This window comes from Dyadobacter tibetensis Y620-1, assembly GCF_000566685.1.
In the GTDB taxonomy this organism is placed as follows: Bacteria; Bacteroidota; Bacteroidia; order Cytophagales; family Spirosomataceae; genus Dyadobacter; species Dyadobacter tibetensis.
On sequence record NZ_AZQN01000007.1, the window covers coordinates 207,663 to 229,782 of the forward strand.

15 protein-coding genes are annotated in these 22,120 nt (G+C 41.0%); 14 read left to right on the forward strand and 1 reads right to left on the reverse strand.

Going from position 1 to position 22,120, the window contains the following annotated elements:
* The first annotated feature begins 144 nt into the window (after nt 1-144).
* The 6 genes from mnmH to X939_RS0117565 all read left to right on the forward strand — a co-directional run bounded on the left by mnmH (nt 145) and on the right by X939_RS0117565 (nt 10,174).
* A complete protein-coding gene (gene mnmH, locus X939_RS0117535) occupies nt 145-1,179 on the forward strand; it encodes a tRNA 2-selenouridine(34) synthase MnmH (protein ID WP_025764592.1) in 1,035 nt (344 codons plus the stop codon).
* Nucleotides 1,180-1,197: 18 nt separating this feature from the next.
* A complete protein-coding gene (gene selD / locus X939_RS0117540; RefSeq protein ID WP_025764593.1) occupies nt 1,198-2,238 on the forward strand; it encodes a selenide, water dikinase SelD in 1,041 nt (346 codons plus the stop codon).
* A gap of 457 nt (nt 2,239-2,695) precedes the next feature.
* On the forward strand, nt 2,696-4,009 hold the full coding sequence (gene nhaA / locus X939_RS0117550; RefSeq protein ID WP_025764595.1) for a Na+/H+ antiporter NhaA: 1,314 nt from the start codon (nt 2,696-2,698) through the stop codon (nt 4,007-4,009).
* A 355-nt stretch (nt 4,010-4,364) separates the two neighbouring features.
* Complete coding sequence (locus X939_RS0117555; protein ID WP_229236085.1) at nt 4,365-7,565, forward strand: SusC/RagA family TonB-linked outer membrane protein; 3,201 nt, start codon at nt 4,365-4,367, stop codon at nt 7,563-7,565.
* A gap of 23 nt (nt 7,566-7,588) precedes the next feature.
* On the forward strand, nt 7,589-9,406 hold the full coding sequence (locus X939_RS0117560; RefSeq protein WP_025764597.1) for a RagB/SusD family nutrient uptake outer membrane protein: 1,818 nt from the start codon (nt 7,589-7,591) through the stop codon (nt 9,404-9,406).
* 141 nt (nt 9,407-9,547) lie between these two features.
* On the forward strand, nt 9,548-10,174 hold the full coding sequence (locus X939_RS0117565; protein WP_025764598.1) for an FISUMP domain-containing protein: 627 nt from the start codon (nt 9,548-9,550) through the stop codon (nt 10,172-10,174).
* A 20-nt stretch (nt 10,175-10,194) separates the two neighbouring features.
* On the opposite strand, the gene X939_RS0117570 is transcribed toward X939_RS0117565, so the two are convergent.
* The gene (locus X939_RS0117570; RefSeq protein ID WP_025764599.1) at nt 10,195-10,560 is read right to left on the reverse strand and encodes a DUF1304 domain-containing protein; all 366 of its coding nucleotides are present in this window, start codon (nt 10,558-10,560) and stop codon (nt 10,195-10,197) included.
* 304 nt (nt 10,561-10,864) lie between these two features.
* On the opposite strand from X939_RS0117570, the gene X939_RS23825 reads away from it, so the two are divergent.
* The 8 genes from X939_RS23825 to X939_RS23955 all read left to right on the forward strand — a co-directional run bounded on the left by X939_RS23825 (nt 10,865) and on the right by X939_RS23955 (nt 21,895).
* On the forward strand, nt 10,865-11,314 hold the full coding sequence (locus tag X939_RS23825; RefSeq protein WP_025764600.1) for a hypothetical protein: 450 nt from the start codon (nt 10,865-10,867) through the stop codon (nt 11,312-11,314).
* The gene (locus X939_RS23830; protein WP_025764601.1) at nt 11,311-11,736 is read left to right on the forward strand and encodes an LTA synthase family protein; all 426 of its coding nucleotides are present in this window, start codon (nt 11,311-11,313) and stop codon (nt 11,734-11,736) included. Before X939_RS23825 ends, X939_RS23830 begins: the two co-directional genes overlap by 4 nt.
* A gap of 233 nt (nt 11,737-11,969) precedes the next feature.
* A complete protein-coding gene (locus X939_RS23835) occupies nt 11,970-12,350 on the forward strand; it encodes an LTA synthase family protein (RefSeq protein ID WP_025764602.1) in 381 nt (126 codons plus the stop codon).
* Between the two features lie 1,201 nt (nt 12,351-13,551).
* Entirely contained in the window at nt 13,552-14,472 is a 921-nt protein-coding gene (locus X939_RS0117600; protein WP_229236086.1) for an NmrA family NAD(P)-binding protein, read from the forward strand.
* A 9-nt stretch (nt 14,473-14,481) separates the two neighbouring features.
* Nucleotides 14,482-15,402 (forward strand): helix-turn-helix domain-containing protein, encoded by a 921-nt coding sequence (locus X939_RS0117605; RefSeq protein ID WP_025764604.1) that lies wholly within the window; start codon nt 14,482-14,484, stop codon nt 15,400-15,402.
* Nucleotides 15,403-16,440: 1,038 nt separating this feature from the next.
* Complete coding sequence (locus X939_RS0117610; RefSeq protein WP_025764605.1) at nt 16,441-20,694, forward strand: NACHT domain-containing protein; 4,254 nt, start codon at nt 16,441-16,443, stop codon at nt 20,692-20,694.
* Nucleotides 20,695-20,929: 235 nt separating this feature from the next.
* Nucleotides 20,930-21,193 carry an alcohol dehydrogenase catalytic domain-containing protein gene (locus X939_RS23950; protein ID WP_229236087.1) on the forward strand — a complete coding sequence of 88 codons (264 nt, stop codon included), beginning with the start codon at nt 20,930-20,932 and terminating at the stop codon, nt 21,191-21,193.
* Nucleotides 21,194-21,280: 87 nt separating this feature from the next.
* Nucleotides 21,281-21,895, forward strand: a complete 615-nt coding sequence (locus X939_RS23955; RefSeq protein ID WP_229236088.1) for an NAD(P)-dependent alcohol dehydrogenase — start codon at nt 21,281-21,283, stop codon at nt 21,893-21,895.
* The last annotated feature ends 225 nt before the right edge of the window (nt 21,896-22,120 follow it).

The window sequence follows — 22,120 nt, forward strand, 5'->3', positions numbered from 1 at the left end:
CCGCTTTTCCTATTTATCCACTGTCCCAAACGACAAACTCGTAAGGTGTGATTCTCGAAATGGCTTAAAATAATTGACAGCATTAGCAGTATGCTAACCGAAATATCCCCAAATTGTAGTCTTAATCTGTGAAGTTGGAAAAGGATGATCAAAAGCATAAGCATTGAAGAGTATTTAACATTAGACCTGCCTATTCCCTTGGCGGATGTCCGAACTCCTGCTGAGTATACCCAGGGTCATATACCTGGCACTTTCAATTTACCCATTTTTAGTAATGAAGAAAGAGTAAAGGTAGGTACCACTTATAAGCAGGTAGGCAGGGAAGAGGCCATCCTTCTGGGCTTCGACCTTACCGGACCTAAATGGTCGGGATTTATCAAAGAGGCATTAATGGAGGCGCCGCACAAAAAAATAGCCGTACACTGTTGGCGAGGGGGCATGCGTAGCGGTGCCATGGCCTGGGCCCTGGACCTATATGGCTTTGAAGTGTTGTTGATAGAAGGAGGCTACAAAAGCTATAGAAGATGGTGTCTAGCACAATTCGAGCGTCCCTACAAATTACGCATATTAGGTGGTATGACGGGATCCGGAAAAACCCGTATACTGCAAAAGATGGCCAAATTAGGAGATCAGGTCATCGATTTGGAGGATCTGGCACAGCATCAGGGCTCTTCATTTGGCAGTATGAACCGTATGGTGCAGCCTAGTCAGGAGCAATTTGAAAATGATTTGGCATATCAACTCAAGAAATTAAATTTCGTCCAGCCCATTTGGGTAGAAGATGAGAGTCTGAATATAGGAAAGCGAAATATTCCCAGAGTATTTTTCAACCAGATGCAGTCTGCCCCTCTTCTCGATTTAAGAATTCCCTTAGAGCAACGGATAAAATTTCTGGTAAATGAATACGGAAGTCTGGACAAAACATTCCTGGAAGAAGGAACGCTCCGAATTCACAAACGCCTGGGTCCCTTGCAGACCAAACAAGCTATAGAAGCCATTTGGGACAATAGAATGGAGGACTTCATCCGTCTGGTTCTTGTCTATTATGACAAAGCCTATCTGAAAGCACTAGCCAAACGAACGGAGGCTAACTTGTATACCTTAGAATATAATTCGAATAATATTGAAGAAATCATAGTATTGATACAGCAGCAATCTGAGGCCTTTCAAAATATATAAATAACAGATTCCCCCCTTATGGAACATAGCAATATTAAACTTACACAGTACTCGCATGGAGCGGGTTGTGGCTGCAAAATCAGTCCTTCTATTCTCGATAAAATATTACATAGTGCCCAACCCTTCCCCACTGATCCTCGCTTACTGGTCGGTAATGACAAACGTGACGACGCTGCCGTTTTAGACCTGGGCAATGGGACTGCCCTGATTAGCACCACCGATTTTTTCATGCCCATTGTCGACGATGCATACGACTTCGGACGCATTGCTTCTGCCAATGCCATCAGTGATGTATATGCCATGGGAGGCAAGCCTGTCCTTGCCATAGCCATTCTGGGCTGGCCAATAGATAAGTTGGCACCCGAAGTTGCAAGGGAGGTACTAGAAGGCGCGCGCGCCATCTGTGCTGAGGCAGGCATTACCCTTGCCGGCGGACATAGCATCGATTGCCCCGAACCAGTATTTGGTTTATCTGTTAACGGCATCGTCCCTATTTCTCACCTGAAACAAAATGCTACGGCTGCAGCGGGATGTAAATTATATTTAACCAAGCCCCTAGGGGTGGGAATCCTTTCTACGGCTCAGAAAAGAGGAATCTTAAAACCTGAAGACGCCGCCATTGCCCTTAAAAGCATGGTCACTTTAAACAAATTAGGAGAAGTTTTTGCTCAAATGCCTGCTGTAACAGCTATGACCGATGTGACGGGGTTTGGACTCTTAGGACACCTTTCCGAAATGTGCGAAGGTAGTGGTGTGTCAGCGGAAATAGATTTTGACCTGGTGCCCACCATTCCTTCCCTCCCATTTTATCTGGATCAAAAATGCTTTCCAGGGGGCACCCAGCGAAACTGGGCTAGCTATGGACATAAAATAGGATCGCTCACCGATAGACAAAAATATATTTTGGCTGACCCTCAGACGAGCGGGGGCCTACTGGTAGCGGTGAAAGAGGCAGAGGCCACCGCCTTTGAAAAAACCATGATTGAGCTGGGGCAGTCCCTTACTTCATTTGGTCGACTGCTACTTGGCGAAAGTAAGAAAACAATCACTCTCCGATAAAGCTTAACTCCTGGTATTCTCGAGCGTTGCCCTACCCTACTTCTCGGTAGTGCAACGCATTTTTATTTGTGCCCCCCCTCACCCTGGCTGTTCAACATGCCTTTACCAGTTGTCCCATTTTTCCTGCCCTGACGTCGATTTCACGATATATTGCAGCAATCATTTATAAAAAGCTGACTAATAATGGGAAAGATCCGGATCTCATATGTAGAATAAGGGTTCTTTTTCTACAGTATATCAATTTACTAAATTCGAAAGATTATCTTCTGAAGCAAATCAGGGAGTTTTTTTATAAAATGAAACCTTTTACGTATAGTCTGGCATGACTTTAGAAGGATAGTTGGGTAAGGGGTAATTCTTCCATATTCCAATCCCTGAAATTTTAAGTTCCAAGCCTCACTCAGACCGTAAGGAATATGATACGTCTGCGTAAAAAACATAATATTTACCACCCAGCATGGCAAAAGCTCCAATAGATCGCATTATTGTCCCGGTACATAAGTTCATTAGCCAAGAATTTACCAGTGGGATCATTCTTTTTATTCAGGTAATCATCGCCATTATTTGGGTTAATTCACCATGGTCAGCCTCCTATCACCATACCTGGGCCACGGAACTAGGGATAAGTTTAGGCGATTTCACTTTCAATCAGTCCCTACATATTTGGATCAATGATGGGCTCATGGCCTTGTTTTTCTTTGTGATTGGCCTGGAACTCAAACGAGAATTCACTTCTGGGGAACTATCATCCATACAGCAGGCATCCTTACCCATGATGGCCGCCCTGGGCGGGATGGTCGTCCCGGCGGCCATATATATTCTTATTAACTTAAATAGAGCCTCTATACATGGATGGGGAATCCCCATGGCAACGGATATTGCCTTCGCCCTGGCGATCGTTTCTCTAGCTGGGAAATCTATTCCGAGCTCCGTAAAAGTTTTTTTATCGGCTCTGGCGGTTGCCGATGACCTTGGTGCCGTACTGGTTATTGCCTTTTTCTATACCCCTACCATCACATTTTTACCACTTCTGGTCGCGGGTATCTTACTATTGGTGCTCATTGCCGGTAATCTTTTAGGCATAAGAGGAATGCTCTTCTATGCATTGATCGGCATCGCCATCTGGGCAGGCTTCTTATTCTCGGGCGTCCATGCCACGATTGCCGGGGTTTTGGTAGCATTCACCATTCCCGCCAGAACTAAAATTAACGAGGAAGAATATGTTAAAAATATACGCAAAAACACCATGGATTTTGAGAATGCCATTCCACAGAACGGTTCATTGACAACCCCAGAACAGCATCAAATTATCGAAAACATTAAGAAACTAAGTACCGATGCAGAAACACCACTACAAAAACTGGAAAACAACCTCCATCCATGGGTAGCCTTCGTCATTATGCCGCTTTTCGCGCTTTCCAATGCAGGGATTCTAATTGGAAAGGACTTCTTCTCCATTTTAGTTAATCCCATTAGTTTAGGCGTAGGTATGGGACTTTTGATAGGAAAATGCTTAGGCATACTCCTATTCACCTGGATAATGGTACGTCTGAAATTTTCGTCGCTGCCAGAAGGGTCAACTTGGCCTCATATTGTAGGGGTTTCAATCCTGGCCGGTGTGGGCTTCACCATGTCCCTTTTTATTGCCGAACTCGCCTTCACGAACGAACTCATGATTAGCGAAGCTAAATACGGTATTTTGCTTGCTTCTCTGGTGGCCGGTGGCCTGGGATATACCATACTCAAACGGATTCCCAGCCCAAAAAATTAATCTGGCTCTTCTCTTTTTTTAATCTTTCCAATTCTTTTTTGGAACTTTTCTTGTTCCTCGTTAAAGATATTTCTGAATGCGCTAAAATCGATTTAGCCTAGGATTTAAACCTATTCCAGCGAGATTTTGACCCAATTATTTGAATTATACAAATAATTTATGATCAAATAATATTGGTAGTTTTACAAGTGTCGGCTTGACATTAAATTTATTTTCTATAGCTTTGTTCTATTCTATGAAAAAATAGAATTTTTAGATTCAGCTGAAAATAGTATATGTCCTCGCCGTTGCGCAGCGGAAGGACTTATTTATGGAGTAGTCATACCCAATTCTTTCCATGTAAACGAACATTCACATGCAGGTAAAAGTACGTCAAATCGTTAAAGTGTCATTATTACAGTTAATTACACTTTCCGGAATGTCAACGCCCTTATGGGCGAGCCCTACAATGGTTGCCCTGAGCAATAGGGCTACGCAGATGCGTAGTGCTATGGTGGCAGAGCAACAAGTGAGCGGCATAGTAAAGGATGAGGCTGGAAATGCCTTACCTGGAGTCAATGTAAAACTAAAAGGCAGTTCCCGGGGAACATCGACCGACGTCGATGGTTCATTTACTTTAAACGTAGATGGGAGTTCATCGGTGTTGGTTTTCTCATTCGTGGGTTATCTGGCCAAAGAGGTCCAGGTGGGCAGTGCCACACATCTGGATGTACAGTTGGAACCAGATACTAAGGCATTGGCCGAGATAGTAGTAGTAGGTTATGGAACGCAAAAGAAAGCCACTGTAACCGGGTCCATTAGCTCAATTAAAGGGGATGCAATCGCTCAAGTGCCCTCTCCCAATATTTCACAATCCTTAGCGGGACGAGTAGCCGGTGTAAGCATGCGTCCTAATGGTGGCCAACCTGGCAAAGACGATCCAGATATCCACATTCGCGGAATTGTTACCACAGGTAATAACAAACCTTTGGTAGTAGTAGATGGGGTACGCAGGGATAATATCCGCCAGATTGATCCCGCTAGCATAGAAACGATTACTATCCTAAAAGACGCCGCCGCCGTAGCGCCTTATGGTATCGGAGGCGCCAATGGGGTAATTATGATCACAACCAAGAAAGGGAAATCCGGTAAGCCAACCGTCAGGGTAAGTAGCTCCTATGGATTTCAAAACCCTACCTACTTACCAAAGGTACTGAATGCCAAGGATTACATGACCTTGCAAAATGAAGCCTATCTTAACCAGACTCCCGGTGGAACGAGTCTTCCCAATGACCCAGAGCTGATCAGCAATTATAACCAGCTACATCAAGAAGATCCTTGGAAATATCCGAATGCCAACTTCTTGGATGTTTTCAATAAAAATGTTCCGGTTCAAAACCACAATCTGGAAATGAGTGGGGGTAGCGACAAAGTTACCTACCATGCAGGCATAGGCTATTTCGATCAAAAGGGCATTTTTGACCCGGTAAGCTACTCCCGCTACAACTACAACCTAAGTCTAGAGATGGCGCCTACCAAGTCGACTAAAGTTGGGATGACGCTTTTTGGCAGTATCGAAAATACCAAGGACATCGATGCGGATGAGTCCACCTCTGGCCACCTGTTTCGTAGTTTCTATAAATTTCTGCCCACCCAAAGCTTGATATATCCCGAAGGTGATAAATGGGGAGAATCCTCGGCCAACACCCCGGTCGGCGTATTGAAATCGAATGGTTATAAGCGTACTAACGGCAATACCCTTTTAGGAACCTTATTTATTGAGCAGCAGCTTGCCAAGGGCTTAAGTGTGAAAGGTGTATTCAGTTATGACCCGTCCCAGACTCATATAAAGTCGTGGCATGAGCCCTTTGTTTATCACAAAATAGATTTGTCTCAAAAGCCATATACCTACACTGAGGCCATATCCCTGCAAGAAGGAAATGGCAAGCCCTTCCGCTGGTTGGCACTGGAAAATATTCGCCGAACTAATTTCACCTACCAGGGCTATCTGAACTATAACCGAACCTTTGGCCACCACGCCATCACAGGTCTTGCAGTAATGGAAGTGCGCCAAACGAAAGGTGACAATTTGTTTACACGTCGCAACAATTTTGCTATCGGAATTGACGAACTAAGTTTTGGTAGCTCCGATAAATTGGATTACGACAACTCGGGAAGTTCCTATACGGGAACTGAGATGGGCTATGTCTACCGACTTGGCTATACCTATAAAGACAAATATATTCTTGAAGCGGCAGGACGTTATGACGGACATTATTATTTCGCACCGGGAAAACGCTGGGGATATTTCCCTGCCTTCTCTGCAGCCTGGCGCTTATCAGAAGAAGATTTCATGAAGAATATCCGGGCAGTCGACGAATTGAAGCTTCGTGGATCCTGGGGTAAAGCGGGTATGCTCGCCGGTGGACCATTTCAATACCAGTCGGGCTACGAGCTTCGTGGAGGAGCCTATGCCTTTGGAAATGGAACCTTGGTTCAGGGATCGCGGGTGCCTCGTGAGGCCAACTCAGCCATTACCTGGGAGATTTCTACCAAAACAGATATCGGCTTCGACTTGAGCATGTTAAACTCTTTATTGACAGCGGAGTTCGACTTCTTTTACGAGAATCGTACCGGGATGCTGCTTGCACCACAGGTAACCTTACCTGTTGAATATGGACTCGATTTGTCACAGGAAAACAAAGGACGCATGACCAACCGTGGTTTTGAACTAAACCTGGGCACCCGCAAGCGTCTCACAAACGACTTCGATTTCTCGGTAAATGCCAATGTAAGTTATGCCAAAAACCGTATGCTCGAAGTGTTCCAATCCGATGCTGAACGCAACAATCCTAATCGTACCAGACTGAACCGATCATTTGGAACACCCTATGGCTTCAAATCACTCGGCTTGTTTACCACAGCCGACGATGTAAATGGTGATGGAATTATCAACGCGACGGATGGCTATAATGTTACCCAGTTTGGTGTGCTGCACCCCGGTGATATCAAATACGCCGATTTAAGTGGTCCGGATGGCGTACCCGATGGTGTTATCAATAATGATGACCTCACCGTCATTGGTCATCCAGTATATCCAGCGCTTACTTATGGTCTTACTCCTTCGGTAAACTATAAAGGCATAGACCTAACTTTATTCTTCCAGGGTGCAGGAAAGTCTAGCATTAATGTTCGTCAGTTTCAAACAGTACCCTTCGAAAATAATGGCAGTAACACCGGTTATGAATATTATAACAACCGTTGGACCCCTGACAATCAGAATGCCAAATACCCTAGATCCACACCGGCCCCTTATGCAAACAATACGAAAGATGCAGATTTTTGGTGGGCAGATTCGGGATATTTGCGCTTGAAGACGCTTAGCGTAGGCTATACCCTTCCTAAGAGTGTCCTTCAGAAGCTGAAGATGAGTTCTGCAAGAATCTATATGGTCTCTCAGAATCTATTTACAATAAGCAAGTTAAAGCATGTTGACCCAGAAATGGGCTATACCGATCGTGAAACTGCCTATCCCGTAATGAAGGCCACTACTTTTGGAATTGATTTAACTTTTTAAAAAAACCGATAAATCCTACGAGCATGAAATTTTCAATTAAGCAATATACAGCCACCGGGCTGAGCCTGATGCTGCTCCTTTCCTCGGTATCCTGTAATACGGACGATTTTCTGGAAAATATTAATAAATCTAACCTAAACGACCAGACTCAGTGGGCTTCGGAGACCAATGCCGATGTCTTCCTGAATGACGTATACAGTGAGATTCCTAATAAGCTTACCCAAGCAGAAACGCTGGATTATTATACCGATGACTATAATATCAGTCATTATTATACGGCATCAAACTGGCGGCAAGGGGTAGCAATCGTACCAGGCTCCAGTAACGATTCGCCCTGGGGTGGGACACATGGCCCAACCTATGGATACACCTGGCAGAACTTTTTTGTAAAAATTCGCAAGTGCAACACCTTTATTCAAAAAATTCAGGAGAATAAGGCGAATTATTCTGAATCCTATTTCAATAAGCGAATGGATGAGGCACGTTTCCTGCGGGCGTTTTTTTACAGCGAGTTTTTCGTACATATCGGCGGGCTACCTATCATTACTGAGCCCCTCGACCGGAATACCATGTCGGAAGCCGAATTACAGAAGCCGAGAGCTACTTTCACTGAAACCTATAATTTTATTGTAAGTGAATTAGAGGCTGTGGTAAATAATGCTTCCTTAAAGGTAAAATACAACGCCTCAGACAAAGAAGCCGGCCGGGCCACATTAGGCGCTGCGCTAGCACTGAAGGGTTGGGTAGAACTTTTCGGAGCTAGCCCCTTGTTCAATACCGCCCAGCCTTACTTAGCCGACCCAGGTAAGTTTGTTCATCATGGAAACGCTGATGCTTCCAGGTGGGCTAAGGCTGCAGCGACTAATAAGAAGTTTATCGATATGTATGGCAATGGTCAGGCCTATAACCTCTTCGGCGACCTGCCCAATTTTTGGCGGGTAAGCAACGAATATAACTCGGAAGTAATATGGGATCGCCAAATTGTTGCCAATGTCGCAAATATGGGTTCGAACTATGAGCGCAGAGGTGGACCTACCTACGTACTTGGAGAATACCAAAGCTGGGGTAATTATAACCCTACCCAAGAGCTGGTCGACCAGTTTGCCATGGCTAACGGAAAACTTATTACTGATCCCACCTCTGGATATGACCCTCAGAAACCATATGTTAACCGGGAGAAAAGGTTTTATGATTTTATCGTCTACGACGGTGCACCCTATAAGTTAGACTGGATGCCTCGTGCCGATACGATCTATACCAGAATCGACCAGACCTACCCCAATCCAGACAGAACCAATCAAATTGATTTGGCGGGAAAGACAGACGTAGGTGATTCTGGATATTACCAAAAGAAACGTCTTAATCCGGATGCAGCTCCGGGCAACGATGCCAGTGGCCAGAACTATGTTTTTATTCGGTATGCAGAGGTATTGCTGAACTACGCAGAAGCACAAAATGAAGCGGCAGGGCCAGATGCCTCCGTTTACGATGCGGTGAATAAGGTGCGCACCCGTTCCAAGCTTCCTGCCTTAGAAGCTGGGCTGAGCAAGTCACAAATGCGCGATGCTATCCGAAGAGAAAGAAGAGTCGAGCTTTGCTTTGAAGACAAGCGCTATCTGGATAGCAAAAGGTGGGCAATCACTGCCGAAACTATGGGTAAGCCACGGCATAATATGGTCATCCGCAATACGGTGCCTGCCAATAATTCGGGCAAGTGGGTATATAGCATAGAGGAAGAAGTAAAGTATAAGGTGAAGTTTGAACCTAAACAGTATATGAGTCCTATTCCACAGAATGCCATAGACCAAAACCGCAATATTCCTCAAAATCCAGGATACTGATAATAAGATTGTCCTTTGCCTGATACACCCTGCCTATAATAGGCGGGGTGTGGCATAAATGACCCTACCGTTTACTCATTGAGGTGTAGGTTTTACAACCATATTATAGAATAATTGGTCTGTAAAAATAAACGCCAAGTCATGAAGTATGCAATATTTACAAGTTTAACTTTTCTCATTCTTACTGGCTTATGTGCCTGTGAGAAGATCGTCTGTCCATATGAGCCCGAGCCCCAACCCGATACTAACCGGGTGGTAATAGAGGGTCACGCCTATCCTTATATTCGTATTGGAAACCAATTATGGACTACAGTAAATTACCGGTCGTTGACCGGGCTTCCGCATCCCGACCCCAAAAAGGAAATTTATGGCCACTACTACACTTTCCAGGAGGCAAGCTCCATTCCCCTCCCTCAGGGCTGGCGAATACCAACTCAGGAAGAGTATAAAGTCCTAGCTCAACGCCAGGGGGTCATATTTACCCAGGATAGAGCTTCCAACGAACCTGCTCTAAAAAAATTGCTGTCGGTAGAAAACTGGCTTCATATTCCGGGCAGCAATGCCAGCGGATTCAATGCTTTCCCGGCCGGTTATATGTTTAAAAATGAACCTCCTATAGATGGAGATATCTGCGAATTCTGGACAGTCAGTGGCATTACCGTGAGTATACAGGAGGGAGCTAACAGACTTAACCATTCGATGTCATTCTACGATTCTGAAAAAAACCCAATATATCGCTTTAACATTAGATTTGTAAAAGATGTATAATGCCATACATATGGCTATCGCTAGATCATATATAAAAATATAATTGCAAGAATAGCAGGCAGTGCCTGTACAAAGAAAATCTTCCTGCTAGCCGTTAGGGCACCAAAAATACCCGCTACGACCACGCATCCCAGGAAAAACAGGGCTATATACCGGCTCCATGCCGGATCCTGTACCAGCAAGGACCAAATGAGACCGGCAGATAAAAAACCATTGTACAATCCCTGATTGGCAGCCATGGTTTTGGTGGGGCGGAACAGTTCATCCGGCAAGGCTCCTTTAAATGTCTTCTTTCCCAATGTTTCCCAGGCGAACATTTCCATATACAGGATGTAGATATGCTCCAGAGCGACCAGAGCCACGAGCAGTTTGGCGATTAGTATCATACGTTAGTATCCTTTGTGAATACCTAAAGATAAGGGCTACATGGTTAATTCAAATAGAACCTCTTTACAATTCTTCTAATTGGTATACGTTAATGGAATTTTAATCCGATTTAGCGAAGCCCTCCTCCATCCTTTCTAATACATTCAAATACTAACTAACAAGCAATTATACCTGCTGACTTCAACTTAAACTAAGTTACTCCTGGTACATTGCTCTGTGCTAACGGTAAGCAGGAAATGCGTTGCAGCATTTGCTAGGATAGTCTCATTAATTTTGTTAAAAATCCGTTGAATTTTCACAGACATGCAAATATCCAAAGTCGCAAGTCCTTTTAAGTACCTGGCAATCCTGTATTTGCTAGTAAGCATCGCCCTAAGACTGGTATTCCTATTTCACCCCATTACGACCTCCAACTTTACACCCTCCGAATGGCTAAATATATTCGCCCTGGGGCTAACTTCAGACCTACTGGTATTCATCCTGGCCAGCGTCATTCTTTGGCTCTACTTACTCTTACTCTCCGAGTCGAAATACCATTCCCCATGGGGATATGTGATGTGGGGAGGTTATATATTACTATTTCTCTATATTCTTTCGGGGCATTCGATCCTGACAGAATATGGTGGCCCCCTTGCCTATGATAGGGCTTCTATTTGTAGGCCTGAAAACCGCTCTGGTGGGCATTATGCTTACCAAAACAGAGAAAGCACATCCGACTGGGTTTGTATGGCCTTACTATTTTCATTTTCGTGATAATCATCATCCAGAATGCCGAAAGCGAGTATTTTTTCTGGAATGAGTTTGGCGTCCGTTTTAATTTTATAGCGGTCGGTTATCTGGTCTACACCAATACGGTCATTGGCAATATAATGGAGTCCTATCCAGTAGTCCCTTTATTTACCAGTTTAGGTATCGTTTCCCTGCTGATTACCTACTGGATCATCAGGAAATCCCGTGCCTATCTGGAAGCATTACCCAGTTTTTTGGATAAGCTAAAAATCACAGCATTTACTATGGTTTTGGTGGCCGGCTCCCTACTAGCCCTTCCAATCATGGAACGTTTTCAACATTCTGATAATGTATTTTCAAATGAACTTCAAGCCAACGGTAATTATAAGTTCAACCAGGCCTTCCTTACAGTGAGCTCGACTTTTATACCTATTATACATCGCTAAACGACACCGAAGCCTTTGCCATCTTGAGCAACGATTTGCCCGGCCATCAGTCAAAAAGCATATACCACCAAATACCTTTAAGGAGAAGACGCATTCTTTGACAATATGAGCGACTTCTTTACCGGCAACGGCTATGATATCATCGATAAGTCCAGCTTCACAAAGGCTGAGATTACTTTTGCCAATATCTGTAGAGTTTGCGATAAAGACATGGCCGTAAAACCATCAAGACCATGAATGAGGAAGCACGTCAGGGAAAGCCCATCTTCAATCATTGGAGGACGGTGAGCGATCATAGGCCTTTTACCTACCCTGATGGAAAAATAGACATCCCCAGCGATTCCAAGTCACGAGAAGGGGGCATCAAATACACGGACTATTCCCTGAAGCAGTTTTTCAAAATGTCCCAAAACGAATCCTGGTTTGCAAATACCGTCTTCGTAATTGTTGCCGACCATTGCGCCTCTAGTGCCGGCAAAACAGAACTTCCGATGGACAAGTACCATATTCCGGCCATGATCTATGCCCCGGGTTTGGTGGATGAAGGCAATGAGGATAAGCTTATGTCGCAGATAGACCTGATGCCAACCCTGATGGGGCTGATGCATTTCTAGTATCAGAGCAAATTCTTTGGCCGTAATATCTATCGGGCCGACTATCAGCCCAGGGCATTTATAGCAACCTACCAGGATCTGGGTTATATCAAAGACGATATCCTAACAATATTATCACCCGTTAAAAAGCAAAAACAGTTTGACCTAAGCTTATCATCTCAAAATAAAATGAAGGGAGGATATCCCATTTATTATAAAGAAAAGCTAAAGAAAACCATGAATACCGCCCTACTAAACGAGGCCACCGCAGCGTACCAAACGGCTGCCTATATATTGAAATATAAAGGGTATCAGGAGTGAAACCTAACAAATTTGCGAGCACTTGTCCAGCTTTTGAACGGAAGGGGAATTAATAGTTACAAAAGAAGGGTTTTAGGCCTTTAGTGATGAAGGGATGATGTCCAATCACCAATACGGCCGTCTTCGTTTATTAAAGTCGGCTTCTTTTAATTGCCGCTGAAATGGGCGTCTAGCTAAAGAGTCCAGGCTTGACCAGAAACAAGAGGGTCGTTTTTACAAATACTGGTAAACACGAATATGGTTTACAGTAAATCGTATTGTCAGTGCGAATATTTTCATAATAGTATATAGAACAAGTAAGGAGTGCAGCGGCTTTAAAGCAAATACAAAAAGGATCCGTCTATATATAGGAATCTGCACGATTCCTTATAACCAATACTTCATCATCCGGAAACGCCAGACCAAAGGCTTTTTGAAGGGCCGAATGGTGAAAAATAATATACCAGTAGCATTCAAAGTGTATTGAGAAGTGCGGTGGATAAAAGCGGAGCAAATCCACGGTATCAACGCTTGCACTACGGCACAGTTTCTCGACGGGTGCGACCATTCTGTGCCTTGTTTATGAAGCTGTAAATCTAGGATTTATACAGAGCAAGTCGGCTCATAGCAATAAAATCAACGATTTTTATACCCAGATACTGTCTGTAAATAATAAAGTTGTAAAGCGTCCGCCTGATTATTTAGATAATTTCAATATTTTAAAGAAAAAATAGGTATTCACAATAATGATCTATATGACCTAGAGTATATTTAGGGAGTTTATACTCATGTTAGCGGTCATGATACATGGCGACAAAACATTAATAAGAAAAATAACAGACCTTACATTAGCCTACAACAAACATATATTTGACTACAAACGTCTTTCTGTTTCTGCGGAATTTTGTTGAGCAATTTTGCAATGAATATAAAAACAGAAAAGATGAAAATTACAATTGCAGGCTCATTGGGTCATATAGGTAAACCGCTAACTCAAGAGTTGGTCCAAAAAGGACATTTAGTAACAGTTATTAGCAGTAATGCTGAAAGGCAAAAAGACATTGAAGGTATGGGAGCGACAGCAGCAATTGGCTCTTTAGAAGAAGTTGGTTTTATTACTTCAGCATTTACAGGTGCTGATGCTATATTTTGTATGGTGCCACCGGCAAACTATTTTGATCACGACCTTGATTTACTTGCCTATTATAAAGGCCTGGGGAATAAATACCAACAAGCCATAACACAAAGTGGAGTAAAAAAAGTCGTTAATCTAAGTAGCATCGGAGCTCATATGAAGGAAGGTAACGGCATACTTCAGGGCACTTTTTATGTTGAAAGTATACTCAATGCATTACCTTCGGACGTTGCTCTTACTCACATTCGGCCTACCGAATTTTATTATAATTTGCTTTCACAGGTTAATTCCGCGAAGACTGATGGGTTTATAGCGTCTAATATTGGGGGTGAAGTTGTAAATGTGTGGGTATCACCAACGGATATTGCTAACGTTATTGCCGAGGAGATTACTTCACCACTTGCTGGCCGAAAAGTACGGTATGTGGCAAGTGATCAACTTACCTACAATGAATTGGTAACTATCTTAAGTGAATCAATAGGAAATCCACACCTTAAATGGGTAACCTTAACGGATGAACAGATGAGAGAAGGTCTGGAAGCTGCGGGCATGCAACCAGCCATTGCGGAGGGTATGACGGAAATGTATGCAGCTATAAACAGTGGTTTATTGTATGATCATTACAATTTTCACAAACCTGCCACGCTGGGCAAAGTTAAAATAAAAGATTTTGCTCAAGACTTTGCTGAAGCTTATAATCAACTATAGCAATAGATTATGAAAAACCTACCGCCTCTTCATATCAAAACAATTAGTGAGTATCATCGATTCAGAGGCTTACCTAAACCAGAACACCCATTAATGAGTGTTATAAATTTAGATGAAATAAGGAAGCTTTCAGCTGATGAGCATACCAATTGGATGTTTGACTTTTACTCAATTGCATTAAAAAGAAATGTTGATTCCAGGATAAAATATAAATATGGACAGCAAACCTACGATTTTGATGAAGGGGTCATGTTTTTCATTGCTCCCAAACAGATTTTTTCAGTCGAAACCGAGGGAGATTATAAGCTTTCGGGGTGGATGCTGCTCATTCATCCCGATTTTTTTTGGCAAAGTTCATTAGCAAAATCCATAAATCAATACGGGTTCTTTAGTTATTCGGCAAATGAAGCCTTACATCTTTCAGATAAAGAAGAGACTACAATTATCAATATTTTTCAAAGTATAAAGCAGGAGTATGTTTCCAATATTGATAAGTTTAGCCAACCCCTCATTATTGCCCAAATAGAAGTGTTACTCAATTATTCAGACAGATTTTATCATCGTCAATTCATAACTAGAAAAATATCCAACCATAAAATATTAAATCGTCTGGAAGAAATTCTTACACAATATTTCAATCAGGATAGCTTAATAGATAGTGGATTACCTACTGTTCAAAATATTGCTAAAAAACTAAATGTATCACCTAACTATTTAAGTGGTTTGTTGAAAACTTTGACGGGGCAAAGCACACAACAACATATCCACGAAAAATTGATTGAGAAAGCAAAAGAGAAATTATCAAATACCAACTTGTCAGTAAGTGAAATTGCTTATGCATTAGGCTTTGAACATTCACAGTCGTTCAGTAAGCTTTTCAAAAGCAAGACAAACCAAACACCACGAAATTACAGACAGAGGTTTAACTAAGAAAACACTACGGCTAATCAAGTAGACGGCCGCAGACCATAAAGCCTACGGTGCGCCTCTGGTACGCCAGCCCGGTCACAGCACTGTACGTACGGGTCTCGTATACAGCGGACTATGCACCCCAGTTATGAAACATGGGACTTACCTTTTCACAATAATCATTCATTCTCTTATAACCTCGCTTACTTAGTCGTGCTAGGGCAATGGTAGTGCTAAGTATTGGGTTTTGGGCAACGTATGGGCATGCCTAGTGCAGCCGCCTTTCCTTGTTCTGCTAAATTGATAAGCTCTGCCATAGGCTATACCCAGACGTATCAGGTTCTTTCGTTTTAGACAGGCGGGTATTTCGGAGGTACCATGCCACTAAAATGAGAGACTGTCGAACGACTCCAAGTCTGGCCAGAGTCCAGAAGCGCTTTTTCCGTGTACTGGTAAACACGTATATGGTTTAGCGTAATCCGTATTTCCGATACGCATATTTTCGTAATAGTATTTCGAACCAGTAAGGATTGCAGCGGCTTTGAAAAGCAATCACATAAAGGATCTGTTTATATTTAGAAACCTGTCCTATTCCTAATAACCAGTACTTCATCACCCGGAAACGCCCGACCAAAGGCTCTTTGAAGGGCAGTACGGTGGAAAATATTATGCCAAAAGCATTTAAAACCTATTGAGAAGTGTGGCGGAGAAAATCGGCGTAAATCACTGATTTAAAGCGCATATACAACGGCACAGTTTCGCGACGGGCTCGACCATTCGGCATCTTCTACAAGCAGCTGTAACTCTTCGCATGATACAGCGTATGATGGGCCATAGCAGTAAAACTACCGAAGTTTACACCCAGAGACTGGCCCATTGATCACAAATCAGCCAAAAGCCCGCTTGATTATTTAGATAATTTCGATATTATTGTGGAGAATCCTACTGACTAATACGAAATAGACGCATCTGGTTCCGTAAATAACGGTGTTACCGCCAAGTGTAGGACGACAAAACTGGATATAAACATTATACCAATATCTCTAAAAAAATATGTAAATGAATATAGAGTGGAACACGTTACGACCTCTTAATGGTGATGTGAAAAATGGTTTTGAAGAACTTGTATGTCAATTGGCAAGAGTTGAACAAATTTCAAATAAATCCAAATTTATCAGAGTTGCAGCACCTGATGGTGGAGTTGAGGCGTATTGTGTTCTTTCTGACAATTCAGAATACGGTTGGCAAGCAAAGTTTTTTACTACAATGGGCGATTCTCAATGGACACAACTTGATGAATCGTTTAAAACAGCTTTTGCAAAACGTCCGAATTTAATAAAGTATTACATATGCATTCCATTAGATAGACCAGACCCAAGAATAACCATCACAAAAGGAAAGCGAAGAGGGCAACAAGTGAACCATTTTATGGATAAATGGAATGCAAAAGTAGCAGAATGGGAAGCATTTGCTAAGTCAAACAACAGAACGATTAAATTTGAGTTTTGGGGAAATTCAGAAATTTTTGAGCGTTTAAGCAAAAAAGAAAACGAAGGCAAACTTTACTATTGGTTTGGTAAGGAAGAATTTTTCGAGGATTGGTTTAAACAAAAACTTGATGAGAATATCAAAAATCTTGACAAGCGCTACACACCCGAACTGAATTTTGAATTGCCAATTGCAAAGATATTTGACGGAATTAGCAGAGATAAATATTTCAACGAACAATTCAACTCATATCTAGATGATTTACTTAAACATTATAGAAAAGCAGTTACTCATTTAAAAGAAGCAAAAGTTAAAGACCATATTGATAGAATTGTCTCAACAATCACAACATTCAGACAACAATGTGAGCAAATTGATTATATTGAAATAAGCACTATTAATAATGTTGGTTTAAGTTCGCTATTAGAAGATGTGAGAAAAATCATTGACGATTTAATCCATAAACTATATGAAATAGATTCTACACTCAAGAAAGAAAAAAAAGAAAAAAGTAAATACGAGAGTGATACAAATAAATTTGGTTGGGATATAGAGTATTTCAGAAAACTAAATAGTTCAATTTATGAATTCATTGAATTTCTGAATAGCACAACAGTTCTTCTTTCAAACAATCCTTTTCTGCTTTTAACAGGCGAAGCAGGAAAAGGGAAATCTCATTTACTTGCCGATGTGGCAGTGAAAAGAAGAGAACGAAATCAATTTTCAATTTTATTGCTTGGTCAACATTTCACAGAGGAAGAACCTTGGAGTCAAATCAAAAAACAACTTCAATTAAATTGCGATAGAGATACGTTTCTTGCCTCCTTAAATGCAAAATCAGAAACAACACAAAGCAGAATTTTAATTCTGATAGATGCTATAAATGAAGGGAAAGGAAAAGAATTGTGGAAAAATTACATTTCAGGCTTCATTTCCGCAGTAAAGAAATATCCGAACATAGGTGTAGTCTTTAGCCTTAGAACTTCTTATGAAAAACTATTAATTCCTGAATCACTAACCGAAAAAAAAGAAGTCATAAAAGTTATTCATCACGGTTTTTCACATCACGAATACGAAGCATCAAAACATTTTTTTGAGTACTACGGAATTAAACAACCAAGTATTCCTTTACTTCACCCTGAATTCTCAAATCCATTATTCCTGAAATTATTTTGCGAAGGATTAAGCAAGAAAGGATTACACGAAGTACCCGATGGTTATGAAGGTATTTCTACTATTCTTAATTTCTATCTTGAAGCTATTAATAGTAAGGTTTCGGAAAAACACAGGTTGCCTGAAAACTTAAATCTAACTCAAAAGGTTGTAAAGAAAATTGCAAGCCAAATTGCTGACACGGGAAATACCTACATAAATTTTGAGGATGCGTATGCTACCGTTACTCAAATTGCCAAAGACAACTCAATTACAGAACCCGCACAGTTATTTGAAGATTTAATACGGGAAGGACTTCTCACTCAAAACGTATATTGGGAAGGAGGTGGAAATTCTTTTGACGGTGTTTATATTTCCTATGAAAGATTTAGCGATCATTTGGTTTGTGCCTACTTGTTGGAAAATCATTTTGACAAGAAGAATCCGACTAATTCTTTTGCTGTAGGAAATAAACTACATACACTACTTGAAGACCAACATAAATCTTATTACAACAAAGGAATTATTGAAGCTCTTTCAATTCAATTACCTGAATTGGTAGGTATAGAATTATTTGAAGCCGCACCATACTCAAAAGAATTTGATGTAGTCGCACAGACATTTGTTGAAAGTATCGTTTGGAGAAAGAAAGAAACAAACAATGATAAACTAAAAGTTTACATAAATGAAGTTGTAATTCAAAAACACGACTTGCACTACTATTTCATTAGCACAATTCTTTTAATCACATCACAGCCGAAACACTATTTCAATAGTGATTTTCTGCACAATCATTTAATGAGAATTAGCATGGCTGACAGAGATTCGTGGTGGACACCATTTATTCATCATCAATACCCAAGTTATCCTGATGAAATCACTTCTATCCAACGAATGATTGATTGGGCGTGGACAGATGATAAACGAGAAAACATTTCAGATGAATCAATTCGTTTAATGTGCCAAACATTGTTTTGGTTTACAACAAGCACTAACAGAGCGTTAAGAGATTCTACAACAAAAGCAATTATTTGTCTTTTAGAAGAGCGAATAAACGTTTTGATGCAACTCATTGAAACATTTGAAAAAGTCAATGACCCTTATGTTTTACAGCGAGTATATGCCGTTGCGTTTGGTTGCGCTATAAGAACAAGCAAAATAGAATCATTAAAAGATTTAGGAGTTTTTATTTATGAATCTGTTTTCAATACAAAAAATGTAGTTCCTGATATTTTACTGAGAGATTACGCAAGAGGAATTATTGACTTCGCTGTTTTCAAAGGACACAAGTTTGATTTTGATTTAAACAAAACGAAGCCGCCTTTTAAAAGCGATTTACCAACTTCATTTCCAAGCAATGAAGAAATTGAAAAATACGAATACAACTATAAGGCAAAAGATTTCAAAGACTACCATTGGAGTTTGAATTCTATTATTAGTTCTATGAAAACAAATGTTGGGGGGCAGATGTATGGAGATTTTGGTAGATATACATTTGAAAGTGCTTTTGACAATTGGAGAGTGAATGCACAGTTACTAAGTAATTTGGCTGTTAAATGGATTATTGAAAAATATGGTTACGATGTAGAAAAGCACGGAAAGTTTGATAGAAACATTCGCTACGATGGAAGACATTCGCATAAAGTAGAAAGAATTGGAAAAAAATATCAATGGATTGCGTTCTATGAGCTACTTGCAAGAGTTTCGGACAATCTCCCCTTTTACGAAGACTCATATAGTAAAAGTGCAAAGCCAATTCCATATATGGGACCTTGGGAACCCTATGTTAGAGATATTGACCCGACAATTACAATAAAGGGAAATCCAGAAAACAAGAATGAAAAGTTTTGGTGGAATCCTTCTGATTACAATAATTGGAAACTTCCAAACAAAGAGTGGATTTTTAAAACCGATGACTTACCAAGTCCATTGGAAATGATAAGTGTGTTTGACAAAGACGGTGTTGAATGGTTGGTGCTTGAAATGCACAAATCTTGGACTGAACCCGCAGACATCGGTGAAGATAAATATGAAAATCCGCATAAAAGTTTGTGGTATCAAATCAGAAGTTATATCTCTAAGAAAAAAGACCACGTCAAAATTTTGAAATGGTCAAAAGATAAGAACTTTATGGGAAGATGGATGCCTGAATCAACGAACAGATTTCAAATGTTTAGTAGAGAATTCTATTGGTCAGCAGCAAATGAAACTTTTAGCGACCCGTATTATAGTGGCGAAAGTTGGTCAGAAGTTTACGACAACACAACTCATCAACTTGTCGGTAAAGTTGCAGTAACAGCAGTCGATTATTTATGGGAAGAAGAATATGACGCATCAAAAGAATCTACTATTAGTTTTTACAAACCGACAGAAATTCTTTTCAATCTTCTTGACTTGCAATATTCAAAAATTGAAGGACAACTTTTAAGCAAAGACGGACAAATGATTTGCTTTGACCCTTGCGCAACACAACCAACTCATTCTTGTCTTATCGTAAGAAAAAATGACTTAGTTCAAAAATTAGAAGAAAACAATTTGAATATATTTTGGACTGTTTTAGGAGAGAAATTAATTATTGGTGGCGACCATAGAAACCGAGACCAATGGTTAGGGCGATTAAACATTTCGGGAGTTGTTCATTACGACAAGGACAAACTAAAACACATTCCATAATTTGTTGAAGAAAAATAAAAAAGCATATGGAAGATACGAAAGAACACCAAGCGGTAACAGCGTGTATGTGTCAATAGCGGGTGAGGTAGTTAATCGAAGGTCTATGCATCTAAGAAACTTTATGCTAAGCGGACAGGTAAGGGCTTCTAATCCGCTACTGCACATACACGCAAAACGTTAGGAGACAACCGCAAAAAAAACCGACACAACGAAGAAATGACAAAACATACAGAAAATGAGAGCAGATGTATATTCAAAATATGGACCACCAGAAGTGGCTTTATTTATGGAAGTTCCTAAACCACTCCCCAATGACAACGAAATATTGGTTAAGGTTTATGCATCGACAGTAAACCGTACTGACTCAGGTTTCCGTAGTGCCGAATATTTTATTTCAAGATTTTGGACTGGACTATTCCGACCTAAATATCAAATACTGGGTTGTGAGTTTGCTGGAATAATTGAAGAGATTGGACGTGACGTAACAACGTTCAAGTGAGGTGATAAAGTTTTTGGATTTAATGATAAAACCTGCGGTGGACACGGAGCGTATCTGACAATTGCTGAAACTGATGCGGTTATAAATATGCCAGACAATTTAAGCTTTGAAGAAGCGGCAGCTCTTACGGAAGGAGCCCATTATGCCTTAGTGGACATAAGAGCAGCAAAAGTTGAACGTGGACAAAATGTTTTAGTTTACGGAGCAACTGGTGCTATTGGTTCTGCGGCGGTGCAATTATTAAAACATTTTGGAGCAACAGTAACAGCAGTGTGTAATACAAAAAACGTAGGTCTGGTGAAATCTCTCGGTGCAGACACGGTTATAGATTATCAGACACAGGATTTTACAAAGGCAGAAGACAGGTTTGACTTCATTTTTGATGCGGTTGGAAAAAGTTCGTTTGGACAATGCAAACCTTTATTAACTAAAAAGGGAATTTACATTTCTACCGAATTAGGAAGAAATGGAGAGAACCTATTTCTTGCAGTAACCACACCTATTGGGGGTGGAAAAAGACTTTTATTTCCAATTCCGTCCATATCTAAACAAGACGTAGTATTTTTGAAAGAACTTGTTGAAAAAGGAGAATACAAGCCTGTTATTGATAGACACTATCATTTAGACCAAATTGTAGAGGCATATAAGTATGTTGAAACTGGGCAAAAGACTGGAAATGTTGTAATAAAAATGGCAGAATGACAGGAACAGCAGCCATTAACAGCAGATTTGTAATAGGTGGTAGTCATGCACCATAGGACAGTTTTGTGGTTGATCCAACATTAGGTTTTCAAATCAAGTTTTGTGGTAAAAGTCCCGCCCTTCGGTTAGCTGCAAAACGATATATGCGATTTTAAGGACGACCCCGACAGACAAGAACGAATGACAAAGATTTTGCAGGAAATGTTTTGCTTGGAAGTAACATAA

Coding starts and splice junctions, on each gene's coding strand:
- mnmH (WP_025764592.1), top strand. CDS start 145: ATGATCAAAAGCATAAGCATTGAAGAGTATTTAACATTAGACCTGCCT.
- selD (WP_025764593.1), top strand. CDS start 1,198: ATGGAACATAGCAATATTAAACTTACACAGTACTCGCATGGAGCGGGT.
- nhaA (WP_025764595.1), top strand. CDS start 2,696: ATGGCAAAAGCTCCAATAGATCGCATTATTGTCCCGGTACATAAGTTC.
- X939_RS0117555 (WP_229236085.1), top strand. CDS start 4,365: ATGCAGGTAAAAGTACGTCAAATCGTTAAAGTGTCATTATTACAGTTA.
- X939_RS0117560 (WP_025764597.1), top strand. CDS start 7,589: ATGAAATTTTCAATTAAGCAATATACAGCCACCGGGCTGAGCCTGATG.
- X939_RS0117565 (WP_025764598.1), top strand. CDS start 9,548: ATGAAGTATGCAATATTTACAAGTTTAACTTTTCTCATTCTTACTGGC.
- X939_RS0117570 (WP_025764599.1), bottom strand. CDS start 10,560: ATGATACTAATCGCCAAACTGCTCGTGGCTCTGGTCGCTCTGGAGCAT.
- X939_RS23825 (WP_025764600.1), top strand. CDS start 10,865: ATGCAAATATCCAAAGTCGCAAGTCCTTTTAAGTACCTGGCAATCCTG.
- X939_RS23835 (WP_025764602.1), top strand. CDS start 11,970: ATGAATGAGGAAGCACGTCAGGGAAAGCCCATCTTCAATCATTGGAGG.
- X939_RS0117600 (WP_229236086.1), top strand. CDS start 13,552: ATGAATATAAAAACAGAAAAGATGAAAATTACAATTGCAGGCTCATTG.
- X939_RS0117605 (WP_025764604.1), top strand. CDS start 14,482: ATGAAAAACCTACCGCCTCTTCATATCAAAACAATTAGTGAGTATCAT.
- X939_RS0117610 (WP_025764605.1), top strand. CDS start 16,441: ATGAATATAGAGTGGAACACGTTACGACCTCTTAATGGTGATGTGAAA.
- X939_RS23950 (WP_229236087.1), top strand. CDS start 20,930: ATGAGAGCAGATGTATATTCAAAATATGGACCACCAGAAGTGGCTTTA.
- X939_RS23955 (WP_229236088.1), top strand. CDS start 21,281: ATGCCAGACAATTTAAGCTTTGAAGAAGCGGCAGCTCTTACGGAAGGA.